Raw genomic sequence first — 16,393 nt, 5'->3', positions numbered from 1 at the left:
GTGGGGGTGGTTTGAGGAGGATTTGAGGGGGGGGCTGCCGGTCATGAATGACGGCTAACGCCCAAGGGCTGCCGTTCGCGAATGGCAGCTCCTGCCCTGAGTTTGTAAGAAACTCGATGGCGTACTGTTGGCGCGCTCTGACGGTGCAGTTAACTGCGTAAGCTTTTACGCCTTCTACAAAGCGGGAAGTGATCGGTACCACCCCTTGGCTGCGTCTGCCGGCTTCGATTGCCACCTCTAACTGGTCAGATTGGCGACTGCCCAACTTGCTCTTCAAGAACACTCTGGATTGAGTCGACGCTACGTTTCGATGCGTCTCATCAAACCACCCAGTCTGCGCTATCGGTGGCTATGATATCGAATCATCCTCACTCAGAGAGAACCATGGCTTACGAAAACCGCTTTCCTCAAAGTGTCATTACGACACTCGCTAAGCGATCTGCGAATACCTGCGCCAATCCTGGCTGCGGAGCAATTACTAGCGGGCCAACGGATCGACCTGACGGGTCGATAAATTTAGGCGAGGCTGCTCATATCTATGGCGCCAACGTAGGTTCTGCTCGTTACGAAAAGGTGATGTTACCTGCCGAGCGGAGGGCAATTACCAATGCAATCTGGCTGTGCGGCAACTGCCACAAAAAGATAGATGACGATCCCAATCAGTACCCGCCAGGATTGCTATTCGAGTGGAGGCAAGAGCACGAACAAACTATCAGCGAAAAATTAGGCAAAACTGGTGCTGCGATTAAACATCGGTACGAGCGTCGTCATCTGGAGGCTTTTGGTAAATTGAGTTATGTGGCTGAGCGCTTGATTATCGACAAGGACAGTTGCTGGGAGTACTTGCTCACTGCCGAAGCTCTAAGAGTCGAAGTCATGCCAACCGCGCAGCGTTGGAAAGCGCTGAGTCAAGGCCTCTATGCGAAACCAATCACGCGGCTAGAGCGTGCAAAGAGTTTTGATTGGCTAAGTGACCGGTTGCAGGAAATCCTGCTTTACGTGCGGGCCTTCATGAACCTCACCAACGGCGAACTAGGTTTGGCCTGGGGAGCACCTGGCACTCCCGGCAACGACTTTCAGATAGTCTCGGTATGCAGGCTTTATGGTGAGGTCTGCCAAGGCGCTTTGCTTTGGGAAGAGCAGATTCGCTTTACCAGTGTTGACGAGGATTTCTTGGAGGTTCGTGATTTGTTCGTAGGTACCGCTGGACACCTTATTGATCGGGTGATGGAGATACCGAAGTTCCTGTCTGAAATGGTCGCGGCTGAACCGGGCTCGGGTACTTACGCGTTAACCTTGGTGATTGAACTGCCCTGTGGTTGGGCAGACAAGGTAGAGGCAGCCTTAGCCAACGCTCAGAGCGTTTTTCTCGCAAACAATTGAGGCTCTTCAGCACGGCTTACTCAGATGGAGACACGACACAAATCCTAAACCAAATGCAGACTTGCCGGTGCTATCCAACATTGCTCCGGCGGGACGTACTCGCACGCAGAATGGCTTCTATGGGTCAAAAGCTGACACTTGCGTGCCCACAGTCTGCAGATCAAGATCCCTTGGTAGCTCAGAAGTTTTTGTATCCAATCAGGGAGGATTGACCGTAAATGGAGATTCATCAGGTCACGCACTTGCCACCACAAACGCCCGACCTTGAGAAAGAAGCAGTGGCAGAAGGCTTTAGGTTCATCACCCAGCTGACCTCGGAATGGCATTCAGGTATCAATCACTTCGATGCGCCAGGCGAATGCCTGATGGCAGCGTATGTAGACGGCCAACTGGTGGGCATTGGCGGTTTGTCTGTTGATCTGTTCACGCAAACGCCTACAGGAAGGCTGCGGCGTGTTTATGTGACCCCTGCTTCACGAGGACAACAGGTTGGCAGACGACTGGTTAACGCCTTGCTCGCCCACGCTACTTTGCACTTTGAAACTGTGCGTCTTTACACCGACACTGCGCAGGGAAGCGCTTTTTATCTGTCCTGCGGCTTCACACTAACTGAAGACGCTCAGGCGACGCACATCATGCAGCTCAGGGAAAAATCGGAGTCAGACCACGTTTAAATAATGGTGGTCTGACCCCATTTCTTCTCCAGCAACAACCTATTTTTTTGAGGACTTGCTAGGTTTCAAGTCGGGTTTATTTCCCGGCGTGTCTTTGTTATCACGACGACGCTGATCAAGTTCACCGGTTGACTTAGCAATTGGCTTTGGGCCTGGTTTAAGCGCCATAAAATCTCTCCTTGATGTTAATATTTATTTGGGTTGTTGCAGAATCATCTTATTGGTACTGATGCCTACTTTCAATAGACATAAGACGCTTGACTTTAGCCATGTGAAAAATTGAATAAGCTTTGGCACCATATACTGGTTATCTAACAGTAAGCTAGTTTGTTGCTTTACGTCCATTGGTGCAACGTTGCAGGTAGCACAGCGCTCCCAGAGTCATTCGAGCATCGCCCCAGGCACGGTGGGCGCCGACCTCCAACTCCGCATTCGCTGGCGGCCTCGATCAGCATGATCCATCGCCATTGCAAGCCATGGCGCCCGTCTATCTATTCACCATTTCATGAGGCATACAGTAGCGTCGCGCAAGCGGTAGTCAACTGGGAGGGAGGAAGTCGGTGGCGCTGGCTGGTCAGCGACAGTTGGCGCCGATCTAAGGAGACGCTTTAAGCCACGACCGTTCACCCCGCGACGATAGCCGCATATTGCTCAGCCACCTCCGGCCCGGTCAATGCGGTGACCATCATGTCGTCGGTGATACCCATGAATCCATCTGAAATCGTGCACGGTATGAGACAACCAGAACAGAGCCTCCTGGCATGGGTATCGGCGGGCCCTACCTGATTTCCATGGAAAATCAGAATAGTTAATAGGACGATAGTGATGTGGGGGGGAAATGGGGTCAGGTTTGTACTCGTCCACTGCGAAATTTTGCTGTCAAGCCGCTAGCAGCACAGGATCTAATGACTGCTTCTGGCCAGTTTCAGCCCTTCGCGACAGTCAAAATCAACCAAAAACGGCCATTAATACTCCGCAGAATATCAATCCAAAGCATCTAGATCTGTGCGAAGAGAACTAGACTTCATGGCAGCAATGTGCTTGCTCGTGTTGGGAAAAAGTCGAAAACATCGGGATCAGACCATGTTTAAATAATGGTGGCCTGACCCCGTTTCTTTCATTGACTAGAGGTAGTTTTTTCAGACACGTTTTTAATAAATTGCGACGAGTCATTGTGCGGACGCATTCGCACAGATAAAGTCCATTTTTCGCTTGAAGACTTCCCATACGTGAGAGTTCCAATCCTCTGCTTTCAATCGGGCAGAATAGCCGCTAAGTGCTTTCCGCAGCCTTCCTTCAAACTGGGTCGCATTAATTACTTTCCCCTCAATCAAAGGGCCCTTCCTTACAATACGCCAACCACCCGTTGTCTCTGCTTGGTGGAGAATTCCGCATCGAATATGGACATAAAAATCATCGGCAACAGCCCGAAAGGAAGAGAACTGTTGATGACGATCAAAAAAATCATGAAACATACGCTTCGACAATTTGTTTGAGTCTTTACGCCCCTGCGCAAAACACTCTAGCGCTTCGATCATTAAGCAAGATATCGCCATGATAGAAAAACCGTTCTTACTATTGCACCTTACTGTCACCGGGTCTAAATACCTCTCCAAAAATCTCTGTTCAATAAAATCAGCTATTGCCACTCTATCTTGCGCAACCACCATATCCAAATATTGGGAAATGGTGCATCTGCTAGAAAGCTTAATACCTTCCAATGGTCCAGAGATCATCGAGTACTCCGCAGATTTCAGAAGCATGACTTACCGTCATTGCGTCATGAATAAATTGAAATTTGGAAACCAGCACAACACAAGGCAGTGCATACTCATCATATAAAGAAAGCTTAACTAGGCAATCCCATCCAAAATCAATATAGACCGGACATGAAGAATCGAGCCATGTTCTTCTCGGACGAACCCAGTCGTACTGATGGTGGCCTCGAAACTCCAGTATAACATCGCGCTCTATCTCATTGAAAAAATGCATCATGCCGCTATTTAAAGTTTTCTTACTAGCACCTGGAGTGCATTGAAGAGCCTCTGTTAATTTGAAAAAAATTCCTCTAGCTGCTCCCTGCATAGGTCGAGATGCTTTAATCCAGACGATATCCTCGGCAAGTTTTGAGTTTGGATTAGGTAACATGTGATAGATATCAAAGTTTCGCTTAAATACTCTGCCATCGATTATCCACACCATGTTTTTATAGAACTTCTCGCGAGATATCCTTTCTGCATCACTCATTGGAGAATGCTGTATCTCCACAACGATTCCTTTTGGAGTTTTTATATCAGCTCTGTGGATCTCACCATCAGGAGCTTGATGGTGTACCTCTGCCCAATCGGCGGGAAACTGCGACTTCCAGTCACGATGCCAGATCGTTTCACTCTCCCACCAAGCATCGCAATTCCTTCGTCCAAAATGGGACCAGTGGTGAAGTATGCGAGGGCCACATTTGGCAATCATGACCGATCCACAGATGGGACATTTTCCCCTCCCTCCCCGAAACGGCTCAAGCCGGTGCCCGCCGACAACTGCGTACTGCATTATATTTCCGGGTGATCCGTATATGAAAACTCAGGCGAATAGGGTTTTTCATTTTGGTTGGCAGACTTTATTAACAAAATATCTTGTGGAAGGATCATTCCATCGAAAGCCTTCTCATAGGGTCTAATATTTAGCGGTCTGCCACGAAAGCATTCACAGACTTCTTTAATTACATCTTCAATAGAAGTTGATAGAGCCAACAAAGACTCCAACTCGCGATCACTCCAAGGAATATTGTTGTTCCGATTACTTACGTAGCGAACAGCATCTTTATGATCTATACACGCCGACCCATAGTCAGAGTAACCGCCCGGCTGCAACTTAAAATTGCTATCACAATAAAACATTTCCCAAATAGCAAAATGCTGACTATGCTGCGCCTGCCGATTAACTTGAGTATCAAAATGCGAGATTCCAGCCGTTTTTTGAATATAATCCCACGGGCTTCTTTCTATTTGCACTCCGGGCCATTTAGCTTCAAAAACACTAACTTTATAGCTCGATCCGTTATCAATAATTATACAACCGTCGGCACCTAATTTTCTTTCAACCTTTGGAGCTAGCCGATAGGCAACTGCGCTCAAGCCAACTAAGTCTCGAGAGTTAATCTCTCGACGAAAGTTGGCCAGAAAATTTGAAGTGTAGTCATTTTCATCTACTATATAGCCGCTGATAAGATCCGACCTGGCTAGTCGATCAGCCCAATGAGCGCATTCCATCAAAATTTTAGTATGATGTGAATTTAAAAACATTCCCAAGCCTCTAGGTATTAATGGTATTTTATTCTTCGATTACTGAATGCGGGCATTGTGCCTTCAAGCACATTCACTATCTGCTGATTAATCAATGGATTTTCAATCGAGCCTGCTTGGTATGATATTTTTGATTTATTCTTTCGTTCAAAGACCGACCAAATAACTTGTTCTGCATCACAAACCACTGCCAAATTCGGGTTGTGCGTAACCATGATTATTTGGCGCTTTTTCTTGGCCTCAGTTAAGACCGGAACTAGCAGACTTACTACAGTTTCGTTGTCTAGGTTTTCCTCTGGCTGATCAAGAATAATAGGTGTTCGCCCTTTATCGACAAGGAGATAGAAAATCAAAAGGAGCGCCCCTCTTTGGCCGGGAGAAAGTTGCTCAATCTGGGCATCTTGAAAAAGCAGAGAATATTTAGGCTCTAGGAAGCTCAATCCAAACAAGAAATCGTAAACCTGATTCGCCACAACTTCTTTGCGCAACATGGTACTTGCACCAAGGCTCTTGCTATTAGATGCTGCTTCAATTTTTGAGTTTAACTCTCGAACAAAATCTAGCGCCTGTGATTTTTGATTAAGGTCAAATCGTTCGGCGAGGCGTCGCACCACATTGAAACTCTCGTCCTCACCTCGAAACTCACCAGCATTTTGCTTTATGAGGTTGAATAAAGACGCCGCGATTGAATCTGCTGAAGCCCCTAACGTTGCTTGGAACTGGAGCTTATATTCCTCTCTTATGAGGCTGTTGCTTTTTATCAACTCTTGAACTGGTGCAAATAAAGCCTCACGCGCTTTACGCTGGGAGTCGAGAACATCATATATTTGCTCAGCCATCTCTTCGCGTCGAATCTTACATTCATTAAGTCGTTGAGGTAAGAGCTCAATTTGAGCGACCCTGGTCTGAAGCCCAGTTCGTGATTCTGGTTCAACTGACGTACCAACAAGCTCGTCAAATTTTTCACTCCATTGCTGCAAAGCCTGCAAGCTTTGTTGATGAAGTAGTTGGGGTTCAGCCAGCTTAGCCTCCAATTCGGACTGCCTAGTTTGTATTCTTTGTTTCTCCGCCTCGATATCGGCAACATTTTTTGAATACTCTAGTTGCTTGCCCGGTGATGAAATGATGACATCACTCAACTTGCTAAAATTAAATTCAATCTTTACCAAGTCCGCATGATCATACCCTAACAAATTAAAATCAGACTTGGATTCAGCGATGAATTGTTTGTGGCTTTTGTCTAATAGCAGCATGCGGCTGCGTACACTCTGGGCAGCCTTCAATTTGCTAGCAAGAAAAACCTCCTCATTGACAATCCTTTCAATTGCTTCTGTCTTTTCTTTCAAGGCCACAGCTATTGAGTCTAGCTCTCGAGATGAAGCATGCTGCTCAGGTGTTAGTTCCGTGTTGGGTAGCGGTATTACTTCAGGCTTTAACTTTTCATGTTCTTCAATTTCTTTATTTTTTTGAACAAGCAATTCAGCAACTTCTTTTTTTACTTCAGGTCTGACCTGGTCTTCAATACCTGAAATTTCTTCGTTAAGTTTTCTCAGATCATTACGGTAATCACCTAGCCGATCTCGGTACTCACCTTCTTGCTGCTCAATTAACTGATTAAAATCTAGTGCTCCCAGTCGCACTGATTCACTTGCGTGAGAAAAAATAACTGCCCGCAACTCATTTTCGAAAGAGTCAGACTTACCACTGATATGTGCGTTACAAAGCTCTTCGAAATGCCCCTGAGGAATGTAGCGAACCAGCTCCACCTTTGAATCAGGTGGATCATCATTCAAGTTACGGCTTTCAGAAGCACCACTAACCCATGTGAGCCGGCCCTCAAAATTCTTTGCGGGGTCGCCGGATTTTCCTCTGAATCTATCTTTTTTTAAAAAAGAGAAATGAGCTTTCTGCTTGGAGTTACCTAGTAGTGCTAAAATATCTGCCAGTGCGCTTTTCCCACTTCCTTTGTTACCGATGATTGCAACTAGGTCTGAGCTCAGAGGAAGACCTGTATCAGCCAGCCAATCCCCTGAGACAGCTCCACCCCCGACTTTACTAACCTCTAACCTATCAATAAAGAACGTTTTATTTTTTTCAACCTCATCTACTTTTGGTGGCTTGGCGCCAATAAATGACCGCTTGGCCGGTTCTCTGATGGCCTGGTGCAAACCTAGAAATGTGGGATCAGCTTTTATCCAAGTAATCTTCCCAGAAGGGAAATCTCCGTATCCTCTTCTGTCAGGATCACTAGGGGTACCAACAAGCATGTGTGCATCGCTGCCAGCCACAACTAATCTTGGCAAGTCTTTCAAAGATCGCTGAATACTATCAATGAATCGCTCATTTTGAGGAGTTCTAACCCCGACCAATGCATCACGCATCGTCAGATTTCGAGATTCGAATATAGGAGAGTTTTTAGCTAGTCCAATAAAGAAGGCGTAGTGCTGAACCCAATCCACCTCAGCGAGCCCATCATGAGTGTCATAAGGCATGAAGCCAATTGCCATTCCTTCTGGAACTGCTGCGATTGCGCCTTTGTAGCTATCACAATTAATTTCCGCAATTGTGCTACCAGCTTTTAACGCAATACTATCATCGGAGTCGACCTCAGACTTTGAAAACCCATGGGCCTTTAATTTCTCAGCAGTGACAATTCCTGCGAGACTGCGAAGTGCCGTATCCGATAAAGGTCTGTTGACCAATTCAACGGTTAGAGCAGCCTTGAAATCATTTAGAGTTTGATTATCGATTTTGTCAGAAAAGACAACGTGCGCATTTAGCCGCCCCTTCATGGGAGACATTAGCCGTAGTTCAATTCCAGGAAATACTGTCTTCTCCAATTTAGGGGCATTTGGTTCACTAAGTCGTCGTTGAAGGGCGAACCATCCATCGAACGTCCAGTAATCCATCAAAGCAAACACAGCGGGCTCTGCTTCATTAAGAGCCTTGATCATTTCGTCTATCAGAGCACGGTTTTCTGCTGAATCCGGATTTTTTGCATCGAATCGTTGGCCTTGCCAGTGGAATGATGCTGGGGTGTGGATATGAAGGTCCCACTGGCGCCACTCCGATCCGCGTTCATACCTTGCTGCGTCCATGCTCCCTTCTCTCACTGCTCAACGGAAAAAATAGGTAAGTGGCTTTTAACCACCATTGTGCTCAGTCTTAGCAAGAAGGGGGTCAAAACACAATCATTCCTTAGACGATGCTATTTTCTGCTCGACGGCCTATGTTGAGTCAACCGAGACCTAACTTGTCGTCCTAAGCCTATGTGCGAAAGGTGGTCAGCGTCCGCTTCTAGCCGATTGCTTTCTCTCACGAAGGCCTGCAATCGGCCCCTTGCGGTTGGTGACGAAGGGCAAAATCAGCTGTGGATTCAACAGGTCGATGCAACACAACTAAATTCTGTGTAGGCAGAAGGAGTGTTGCAGATGAGGCAGAGGCCTTAGATCTATTACACCGAAATCCAGAAAAAACTGATGTGGGATCACTGGCAAAAAGGCGACTCTCCCCGGCAGATCGCCCAACTGCTGCTAACCGCTATGACGACCACTGACCAAATCAAACGCAAATTGACGACCCCGTTTGTGAATCTAGCCAAAATTCCCTAAACGCGTGATCGAAAATTCGGCAGGTGGCTTTGATACATCCTCTCGGTTGCACCCCAGCTAACCACCCCTTATAGTTCGGCCCGTCGCTGGCATTGGCTGGCGACAGGGTTTCGCAGCCCTAAAAACTATTACCAGTACCGTCAAACCCGACGCAGCCGATTCACAGCTGCCTCTCGTTTTATGGCGGTTGTGCGTGGGAGACCTTCGGGTCTGCCGGGTTATGGTAATAGTCCCCCGGTCTGCGAACCCGCGCACAGCTGCCACCCCCTTTGTTTCGCAGCAAAACGGTGGCAATTTTTCTTTCTTAAGGACTATTACCATGACAACTGAACACCCGCCCCGCCGCTTCACCCCCATGTCCCAATCCGCCACCGACTACCCCGTCCTGCTCATCGACAGCGACGCCCCGCTCAGCGAACTCCACGCCTGTGCCAGCGAGCGCTTGAACGCTGCCCTCGCCTACCTGAACCTGATGGCCTGTTCCACTGTGTCCGACTATGCCGAGCACGACATCAATACCGTCGCCAATACCGCTCGGATCATGGTCCAGGATGTGGCAGATATCTTTACGGTGGTTGAGCGGCGGGGGTTTGATTCGCCTGCTGTGGCTTGATGGGATGTGAGCTGTGAGAGAACCCGCTTCGGCGGGTTTTCTGGTTTTTGGTGGGTTGGAAATTGGTTATTCGGGGGAGGTTTGTGGTGCCTCGGCTGGCGTCTTCGCTGCCTCGCCAAGGCTCGAGAGCTCCCACATTTGGATTTTTGCCTGTTTGCGAAAACAGTGTGACCGCTCGGGCGATGGCGAGGATTGGGCTGTTGCGCAGACCTACAGTGAGCAGCTGCGAAGTCTTGGCACAGCTAACGGAATGCTACACGTCAGGAAACTTCTGCAGCCCACGCTTCTGCATCGGCACCGGCAGGGATCTGAATGGCGGATGATGAATCCGTCGCGGCGCGCCATACCGCTTCTGCGACATCCTGCGCATGGGTCGTCGGCGAAGAAGTATCAGTCAGCCCGGCCATGACCTGCTGCACCATTTCGGCATACGCTTCGTGGTCCATCCCATGCATGTGGGGCATAGCATTGGCGCCAAAACCGGTTTCGGGTGCGCGCCCAGGCAGGACCAAGTGCAAGCGAATGCCGAACGGCGCCAATTCCATCGCCATCGATTGTGTAAACGCGTTAACGGCGGCCTTGCTGGCGCTGTAGGCCGCGATCAGCGGCAGGGCCTTAAGCGTGACACTGGACGAAACGTTAACCACGACACCCGCCTTGCGCAGGCGAAATTGCGGCACCACCGCTTGCATCATCGAGATTGGACCGAAGGTATTGGTCTCAAACAGCTCACGCACCGTCTCCATGGGTGTGACTTCGGCGGGTGAGCCCGCACCAAAACCTGCGTTATTGACCAATACATCGATTGGTCCAGCGCTTTTTACAGCAGCTTCGATGCTCCGCGGATCCGTCACATCCAGGGCGAGAACTCGCAATCGTTCAGAAGGCGGCAGGAGACCGTAGTCAGGTGTGCGCATCGTGGCAACGACGTGCCAATTGCGGTCAAGGAAGTAACGTGCGGTTTCCAAGCCAAACCCGGATGAACAGCCAGTGATCAGAATCGTTTTCATGGAAACTCCTTGATAGGATTTGCGGAAAACCAGACGATAAATTTTCGAGGCTGAACAATCTACGGCGTAGAGTACGCATCTCATTTGCAGGAGTACGGAAATGACCGACCCCCTTGCGGAAGTAGTTGCGCTGCTAAAGCCCCGTGCAACTTTTTCAAAGCTGGTCCTTGGGTCCGGTATCTGGCGCATCACCCGCGCGGAGAGCGACCAACCGTTTTATTGTTTGATACTCGAGGGAAGTTGCCGCTTGACGGTCCTTGGCAGTGAGCCAGTCGAACTGTTGTCGGGGGACTTTGTTCTGGCTCCATCGGCCAATGGTGTGGCCCTGACGAGTGGAGAACTGCCGCCGGCCGACCTTGAATCGCCTCCGCCAACCGCGCTGGGTAATGGCGAGTTCAGGCTGGGTGATCAACACGGCGCAATAGACGTGCGAATGTTTGTCGGTCACTGCGGTTTCCAGTCCCCAGATGCCTCCTTGCTTGTCTCATTACTGCCGCAGCTTTTGCATGTACGTGGTGAACAGCGGCTGGCCACGCTGGTCCAGATCATGCGCGAAGAGTCCCGCGAGCAACGGCCCGCACGCGAAGTTATGCTCGCTCTACTGATGGAGCTCTTGCTCATCGAGACATTCAGGTCAACCGCTGGCATACACACCTCACCCGGCCTGATGCGTGGTCTCGCAGACGCGAGGTTGGTCAGCGCAATTCATGCTTTGCATGCCCGACCGACGTATCCTTGGACAGTCGCCGAATTGGCTAAAGCCTCAGCGCTCTCGCGCACAACATTCTTCCAACGCTTCAATCGCGCCGTCGGCGTTACTCCCATGGAATACCTGCTGGCCTGGCGTATGGCCTTGGCCAAGGATCTGCTGCGCCACAACGAAAGCCGCATTGCCGAGATCGCGGAGCGCGTCGGCTACGCATCCGCCAGTTCGTTCAGTGTGGCTTTTACCCGGCACGTCGGGCTGCCACCGACACACTTCGCTCGCGACTAGGCTATCGAGCAGTGCGCAGGTCCTGTTCCAGAAACGCCTCGAGCCCGACGCCCTTGGCAGGATACTTTTAGTGCCTTGAGCACTTAACCTGCAGAGTCCAAACAGAACCCGCTTCGGCAGGTTTTCTGGTTTTTGGTGGGTGGGGAATTGGCGGCTGGAGCTGGATTTTTGGTGCCTGGGCTGCCGTCATCGCTGCCTCGCTAAAGCTCGAGAGCTCCCACCTTTTGTTTTTTGTTTGCTGCAGCCGTCGGGCTATGGCGAGGCTTGGCCTGCGCGAAAATCATGGGTGCCCTGTGGGGTGAAGAAAATTCTTTAAAGCCAACTATCGTCAGTGGGAATAAACCCGTTTGGCGGTCGTCTTCACACTGCATCAATAAGAGATAACCCCTATGTCTATACACACACCTCGCTCGCTGATCGGCGGCGTCGCGTTGCTTGCGCTGATGGCCGTGATGTCCTCGGCAATGGCTCATGAGGGCCATGAGCATGACGCTGCGGTCGGCCAGGCTGGCGATGAAACACCGTTTTTGCAGGAAAACGCTGCGGCCATGGACAAGATGATGGCCGGGATGGACGTCAAGCCTACCGGCGACATCGACCGTGACTTCGTTGCCATGATGAGCCCGCACCATCAGGGCGCTATCGATATGGCAGTCACTTATCTGAAGTACGGCCATAACGAGCGGCTCAAGCGCCTGGCGCAGGAAATCATCGTTGAACAGCAGCAGGAAATCGCCGCGATGCAGTTAGCTATCGACGGTCCCTTGCCGCCCTCCACTGCTGCACCCACCCAAACTCCCGCCACCGCTCAACCCTGAGTGGCGCTGACCGGAATGTCGAACAGGAAGGATGTATTGATGAAAACAACAAAAGCTCCACTGGCGTTGCTGACCCTGGCCTTGCTGTCTGCTTCTGCGGCCAGCTTCGCGGGGCAGATTCCCGGCAAGGCGTCAGACAAGGACATTCCGATCTCGCATCAGGACCGTGTCTACGCTGCCGAGCAGTACTCCAACACGGTTTCGGTGGTGGACCCGGTCGATAACAAGTTGCTCGGGGTGATCAACCTGGGCGACCCGCAGCCCGGCAACTTGAGCCCGTTGTATCGCGGTGAAGTGCTGGTGCATGGCATGGGTTTTTCGCCTGATCACAAGACGCTGGCGGTGGTGTCCATCGGCACCAACTCCGTGTCGTTTATCGACACCGAAACCAACACGGTCAAGCACAAAACTTATGTCGGGCGTGCGCCGCATGAGGCGTTTTTCACTCCGAATGGCAAGGAAGTGTGGGTCACCGTGCGCGGTGAAGACTATGTGTCGGTCATCGATGCCAAGACCTACAAAGAGAAAACCCGGATCAAGACCCAGTCGGGCCCGGGCATGCAAATCTTCTCGCCGGACGGCAAGTACGGTTACGTCTGCTCCTCGTTTAACCCGGTAACCGAAGTGTTTACCGTGGCCGACCACAAGAAGGTCGGTGAAGTGACGCAGGCCAGCCCGTTCTGCCCGAATATCGCGGCGTCGGCGGATGGCAAGCAGGTGTGGTTTACCTTGAAAGACATCGGCAAGGCCCAGGTCTTCGAGGCCAAGCCGCCCTTCAAAGTGTTGAAGACCCTGGACATCGGCCCGATCGCCAACCATGTGAACCTGGTCAATAACGCCAATGGTTCGTTTGCCTATATCACCGTGGGTGGGTTGAACGAAGTGCAGGTGTACCGCACCGACAATTTTGAGAAAGTCGCCACGATCAAGGTTGGCCGCCTGCCCCACGGGATCTGGCCGTCGGGCGATGGCACGCGCATCTATGTGGGCCTGGAGAATGATGACGCCTTTGCGGTGATCGATACCCTGACCAACAAGCTGGTGGGCGACAACATTCCCATCGGCCAGGCGCCACAAGCGATTGCCTATGTGCCGAATGCCGTGACCAAAGGGCCGGGCACCGACAACCTCAAGCCGCTGGGCCTTGCCGGCCAGGCCGAGCACCTGAGCCTGCAAGTGGTGGGCAAAACCGCCGAGCAGCCGGCCACCAGCGTGACACTCTTCAGCCAAGGGTTGACCCAGGTGCTGCAAGCCGGGGTCAGTGGTCTTGAGCCTAAACAGCCCTACACGCTGGCGTTGTCACAGAAGCCTGACGGCAGCGGCAAACTGGAACCGCTGCTGACCTTCATGACCAACCCTGCGGGCGCAGCGGTGGTGTCTACGGTCGGGCCGATTCGTCAGATCGTGCAGGGGGATACGCCTGAGCAGCGTCGCTACCTGGTGATCGTGGACGGCAAGCCGGATCAACTGGGCGCCATCCGGCAAGTCCAAAGCCAGTGATGTAGCCTCAGGGTGTGGTGCCAGCCATCACACCCTGTCTGCGCGGGCTGGCGGTGGTCCCGCCGGATGCCTATCATGGGGGCCTTTCGCTCAACGCCCCAGGAAACACCCATGCCCGCCCTCACCTTCCGCAACGCCCTCCCCGCCGACGCCAACCGCTGCTTTGAAATCGAAACCACCGCCTACGAAGGCGACGAAGCCGCGACGCTGGAGAAGATTGCCACGCGCATTGCGCAGTACCCACAGGGCTTTCTGATTCTGGAGGCGGATGGCGCGGTGGTGGGGTTTATCAATTGTGGTTGCGCCTATGACGTGGTGATGTCGGACGAGGCGTTCAAGGAGTTGGTGGGGCATTCGGCCGAGGCGCCGAATGTGGTGATCATGTCGGTGGTGGTCGACCCGGCGCAGCAGGGCAAGGGGTATTCCAAGGCCCTGATGACCGAGTTTGTGCAGCGCATGCGCGACATGGGCAAGCGGACGATTCATTTGATGTGCAAGGAGCAGCATGTGCCGCTGTATGCGCGCATGGGCTATGCGTATGTGAAGCCATCGCCGTCGGAGCATGGCGGGATGGCGTGGCATGAAATGGTGATGGAACTGTGATGACGGCGCCGATTGTAGAAGTCAGCGACCAGCACAGCGCGGAGGCCGAGCTTGTCCTCGGCAGCGCCCTTGCGGTGTTTAACGAGGCCGCCACCGGTTACAACGACCGACGCCCGCTGACCGTGTTGATCAAGGACCCTGCCACCGGGCAAATCCTCGGTGGCATCAACGGCAAAACCACGTTGGGTATGGCGTTTCTCGACCTGTTCCACTTGCCCGAATCCCTGCGCGGTTCGGGCCTGGGCAGCCAGTTGCTGCACGCCTTTGAAGACGAAGCCCGGCGCCGGGGGTGTGCGAATGCGGTGTTGTACACCCTGAGCTTTCAGGCGCCGGGGTTTTACGAGAAGCATGGCTGGGTGCGGTTTGGCGAGGTGCCGTGCGAACCGCAGGGCAGCAGCCGGGTGTTTTTGTCTAAGCAGCTTTGAACTTCAGGGCTTTGCCGAACAGGCGATTGCCATGGGTTTCGCCCTGAAAGCTGTAGGTCGGTTCACCCATCACTTCATACCCGCGCCGCGGGTAAAACCCCAGCGCGCGCTCATTGCCCACCCACACCGTCGCCCATAACAGCGAAGCGCCACCGGCCGCCGCGCGCTGTTCTGCCGCTTGCAGCAGTAGGTAGCCAATGCCCAAACCGGTGAAGCGTTCCTGGATGTACAGGCGTTGCAGCTCGGCCACGTCGGGCGCTTCGATCATCGGGTGAGGCGCGTTGAGTTTGAGTTGGGCGAAGCCGACCAGGTGACCAGCGGATTCAGCCACCATCAGCGAGACGCCCGGCTGTGTCAGCAATGCGGCGATGGTGTCCGGCGCAAAGGCTTGCAGCACTTCAGTGGCAATCGAGGTGCGAATGCCTTGGGTCGCGTAGGTGTCGAGGAAGACTTGCATGCCCAGCACACCGATGCAGTGGGCGTCGTCGGGCGTGGCGAGGCGAAGGGTGATGGCAGGCATTGAGCGTCCTTACTCGGGTGTGATGAAGGCCGACGTTTTAGCATGAATGTTGCCACTGCGCAGGCGCCGCAGTAGGGTTTACGCCTCGCCAAATCCGCAGGAGCGTGCCATGAGCTTTTTTTCCGACCCCGATGCTGTTGCGCGTTATGCCGAGGGCCCTGTTCGGCTGGTGCCGGGCTTTGAAGGGCTGCAACGGATGACGACTTTGCTGCTGCGCGAAAGCGTGCCGGCCACCGGGAATGTGTTGGTGCTGGGCGCCGGTGGCGGGCTGGAGTTGAAGCGGTTTGCCGATGCCGAACCGGGTTGGCGGTTTGTGGGGGTGGACCCGTCGGCGGAGATGTTGAAATTGGCGCAGGCGACGTTGGGGCCGTTGAGTGAGCGTGCGCAGTTGCACGAGGGTTATATCGATACGGCGCCAATGGGGCCGTTTGATGGGGCTACGTGTTTGCTGACGTTGCATTTCATTCCGGCGCAGGAGCGGCTGCAAACGCTGAAGGCGTTGTGGCAACGGCTGTCGCCGGGGGCGCCGCTGGTGGTGGCGCATCACAGTTTCCCGCAGGCGCCGGAGGCGAAAATCCGTTGGTTGAAGCGCTATGCGGCGTTTGCGGTGGATTCGGGGGTGCCGGCGGCAGATGCCGAGCGGGCGATTACGGCGATAGGTGAGAAGTTGCCGGTGCTGTCGCCCGAGGCGGATGCGGCGTTGATGGGTGAGGCCGGGTTTGAGGGGGTTGAGTTGTTTTATGCGGGGTTTAGCTTTAAAGGTTGGGTTGGCTACAAACCACGCTGACTTAGCGAATTTCTTGTGGGGAGCGAGCTTGTCGTGGCGAGCGGGCTTCTTGTGGCGAGCGGGCTTGCCCCGCGTTGGGCTGCGAAGCGGCCCCAATGAAAGCAACGCGTTCTGTCAGGCAAAACGCGGTGTCTGGTTTTAGGGCGGCTTCGC

At 52.6% G+C, this 16,393-nt stretch carries 16 protein-coding genes; 9 read left to right on the top strand and 7 right to left on the bottom strand.

Annotated features, from left to right (window positions below; genetic code table 11):
• Nucleotides 1-277, bottom strand: a 277-nt coding sequence (locus tag BFW87_RS32170) for a hypothetical protein (RefSeq protein WP_217699423.1), incomplete at its 3' end; no start/stop codon positions are given.
• Between the two features lie 107 nt (nt 278-384).
• Here BFW87_RS32170 and BFW87_RS23460 point away from each other — a divergent pair.
• Nucleotides 385-1,383, top strand: coding sequence for an HNH endonuclease (locus tag BFW87_RS23460; RefSeq protein ID WP_078742092.1), 999 nt, complete (start codon nt 385-387; stop codon nt 1,381-1,383).
• A 218-nt stretch (nt 1,384-1,601) separates the two neighbouring features.
• On the top strand, nt 1,602-2,057 hold the full coding sequence (locus tag BFW87_RS23455) for a GNAT family N-acetyltransferase (protein ID WP_078742091.1): 456 nt from the start codon (nt 1,602-1,604) through the stop codon (nt 2,055-2,057).
• A gap of 1,169 nt (nt 2,058-3,226) precedes the next feature.
• On the opposite strand, the gene BFW87_RS23450 is transcribed toward BFW87_RS23455, so the two are convergent.
• The 4 genes from BFW87_RS23450 to BFW87_RS23440 form a co-directional block, all read right to left on the bottom strand.
• Nucleotides 3,227-3,793 (bottom strand): hypothetical protein, encoded by a 567-nt coding sequence (locus tag BFW87_RS23450; RefSeq protein ID WP_254865935.1) that lies wholly within the window; start codon nt 3,791-3,793, stop codon nt 3,227-3,229.
• Nucleotides 3,765-4,526, bottom strand: coding sequence for a hypothetical protein (locus tag BFW87_RS23445; RefSeq protein ID WP_254865934.1), 762 nt, complete (start codon nt 4,524-4,526; stop codon nt 3,765-3,767). The genes BFW87_RS23450 and BFW87_RS23445 overlap by 29 nt, the downstream gene beginning before the upstream one ends.
• An 80-nt stretch (nt 4,527-4,606) precedes the next feature.
• Nucleotides 4,607-5,359, bottom strand: coding sequence for a hypothetical protein (locus BFW87_RS31695; RefSeq protein WP_139372484.1), 753 nt, complete (start codon nt 5,357-5,359; stop codon nt 4,607-4,609).
• Nucleotides 5,360-5,376: 17 nt separating this feature from the next.
• A complete protein-coding gene (locus BFW87_RS23440) occupies nt 5,377-8,457 on the bottom strand; it encodes a TrlF family AAA-like ATPase (protein ID WP_176159810.1) in 3,081 nt (1,026 codons plus the stop codon).
• 832 nt (nt 8,458-9,289) lie between these two features.
• On the opposite strand from BFW87_RS23440, the gene BFW87_RS23430 reads away from it, so the two are divergent.
• Nucleotides 9,290-9,583 carry a fructose-bisphosphate aldolase gene (locus BFW87_RS23430; protein WP_078742088.1) on the top strand — a complete coding sequence of 98 codons (294 nt, stop codon included), beginning with the start codon at nt 9,290-9,292 and terminating at the stop codon, nt 9,581-9,583.
• Between the two features lie 260 nt (nt 9,584-9,843).
• Here the strand turns inward: BFW87_RS23430 and BFW87_RS23425 are convergent, their stop codons facing one another.
• Complete coding sequence (locus BFW87_RS23425; protein ID WP_078742087.1) at nt 9,844-10,593, bottom strand: SDR family oxidoreductase; 750 nt, start codon at nt 10,591-10,593, stop codon at nt 9,844-9,846.
• 100 nt (nt 10,594-10,693) lie between these two features.
• Here BFW87_RS23425 and BFW87_RS23420 point away from each other — a divergent pair, with 100 nt between their 5' ends.
• The 5 genes from BFW87_RS23420 to BFW87_RS23400 all read left to right on the top strand — a co-directional run bounded on the left by BFW87_RS23420 (nt 10,694) and on the right by BFW87_RS23400 (nt 14,933).
• Complete coding sequence (locus tag BFW87_RS23420; RefSeq protein WP_078742086.1) at nt 10,694-11,587, top strand: AraC family transcriptional regulator; 894 nt, start codon at nt 10,694-10,696, stop codon at nt 11,585-11,587.
• 389 nt (nt 11,588-11,976) lie between these two features.
• The gene (locus tag BFW87_RS23415) at nt 11,977-12,405 is read left to right on the top strand and encodes a DUF305 domain-containing protein (protein WP_078742085.1); all 429 of its coding nucleotides are present in this window, start codon (nt 11,977-11,979) and stop codon (nt 12,403-12,405) included.
• A gap of 39 nt (nt 12,406-12,444) precedes the next feature.
• The gene (locus tag BFW87_RS23410; RefSeq protein ID WP_139372483.1) at nt 12,445-13,905 is read left to right on the top strand and encodes a YncE family protein; all 1,461 of its coding nucleotides are present in this window, start codon (nt 12,445-12,447) and stop codon (nt 13,903-13,905) included.
• 111 nt (nt 13,906-14,016) lie between these two features.
• Nucleotides 14,017-14,508: a GNAT family N-acetyltransferase gene (locus tag BFW87_RS23405; protein WP_078742083.1), complete on the top strand. Its 492-nt coding sequence runs from the start codon at nt 14,017-14,019 to the stop codon at nt 14,506-14,508.
• Complete coding sequence (locus BFW87_RS23400; protein WP_078742082.1) at nt 14,508-14,933, top strand: GNAT family N-acetyltransferase; 426 nt, start codon at nt 14,508-14,510, stop codon at nt 14,931-14,933. Before BFW87_RS23405 ends, BFW87_RS23400 begins: the two co-directional genes overlap by 1 nt.
• Here BFW87_RS23400 and BFW87_RS23395 read toward each other — a convergent pair.
• Nucleotides 14,920-15,453: a GNAT family N-acetyltransferase gene (locus BFW87_RS23395; RefSeq protein ID WP_078742081.1), complete on the bottom strand. Its 534-nt coding sequence runs from the start codon at nt 15,451-15,453 to the stop codon at nt 14,920-14,922. The genes BFW87_RS23400 and BFW87_RS23395 overlap by 14 nt on opposite strands.
• 109 nt (nt 15,454-15,562) lie before the next feature.
• On the opposite strand from BFW87_RS23395, the gene BFW87_RS23390 reads away from it, so the two are divergent.
• Nucleotides 15,563-16,240 (top strand): class I SAM-dependent methyltransferase, encoded by a 678-nt coding sequence (locus BFW87_RS23390; RefSeq protein WP_078742080.1) that lies wholly within the window; start codon nt 15,563-15,565, stop codon nt 16,238-16,240.
• Nucleotides 16,241-16,393 lie beyond the last annotated feature (153 nt).

It is taken from the genome of Pseudomonas fluorescens (genome assembly GCF_002022275.1).
GTDB classification, from domain to species: Bacteria; Pseudomonadota; Gammaproteobacteria; order Pseudomonadales; family Pseudomonadaceae; genus Aquipseudomonas; species Aquipseudomonas fluorescens_AJ.
Note: the sequence above shows the minus strand (reverse complement) of the source record. Positions and strands in the feature narration are given on the sequence as shown.

Bases quoted from the DNA above. Each gene is read 5' to 3' on its own strand.
- BFW87_RS23460 (WP_078742092.1), top strand. From the start codon at position 385: ATGGCTTACGAAAACCGCTTTCCTCAAAGTGTCATTACGACACTCGCT.
- BFW87_RS23455 (WP_078742091.1), top strand. From the start codon at position 1,602: ATGGAGATTCATCAGGTCACGCACTTGCCACCACAAACGCCCGACCTT.
- BFW87_RS23450 (WP_254865935.1), bottom strand. From the start codon at position 3,793: ATGATCTCTGGACCATTGGAAGGTATTAAGCTTTCTAGCAGATGCACC.
- BFW87_RS23445 (WP_254865934.1), bottom strand. From the start codon at position 4,526: ATGATTGCCAAATGTGGCCCTCGCATACTTCACCACTGGTCCCATTTT.
- BFW87_RS31695 (WP_139372484.1), bottom strand. From the start codon at position 5,359: ATGTTTTTAAATTCACATCATACTAAAATTTTGATGGAATGCGCTCAT.
- BFW87_RS23440 (WP_176159810.1), bottom strand. From the start codon at position 8,457: ATGGACGCAGCAAGGTATGAACGCGGATCGGAGTGGCGCCAGTGGGAC.
- BFW87_RS23430 (WP_078742088.1), top strand. From the start codon at position 9,290: ATGACAACTGAACACCCGCCCCGCCGCTTCACCCCCATGTCCCAATCC.
- BFW87_RS23425 (WP_078742087.1), bottom strand. From the start codon at position 10,593: ATGAAAACGATTCTGATCACTGGCTGTTCATCCGGGTTTGGCTTGGAA.
- BFW87_RS23420 (WP_078742086.1), top strand. From the start codon at position 10,694: ATGACCGACCCCCTTGCGGAAGTAGTTGCGCTGCTAAAGCCCCGTGCA.
- BFW87_RS23415 (WP_078742085.1), top strand. From the start codon at position 11,977: ATGTCTATACACACACCTCGCTCGCTGATCGGCGGCGTCGCGTTGCTT.
- BFW87_RS23410 (WP_139372483.1), top strand. From the start codon at position 12,445: ATGAAAACAACAAAAGCTCCACTGGCGTTGCTGACCCTGGCCTTGCTG.
- BFW87_RS23405 (WP_078742083.1), top strand. From the start codon at position 14,017: ATGCCCGCCCTCACCTTCCGCAACGCCCTCCCCGCCGACGCCAACCGC.
- BFW87_RS23400 (WP_078742082.1), top strand. From the start codon at position 14,508: ATGACGGCGCCGATTGTAGAAGTCAGCGACCAGCACAGCGCGGAGGCC.
- BFW87_RS23395 (WP_078742081.1), bottom strand. From the start codon at position 15,453: ATGCCTGCCATCACCCTTCGCCTCGCCACGCCCGACGACGCCCACTGC.
- BFW87_RS23390 (WP_078742080.1), top strand. From the start codon at position 15,563: ATGAGCTTTTTTTCCGACCCCGATGCTGTTGCGCGTTATGCCGAGGGC.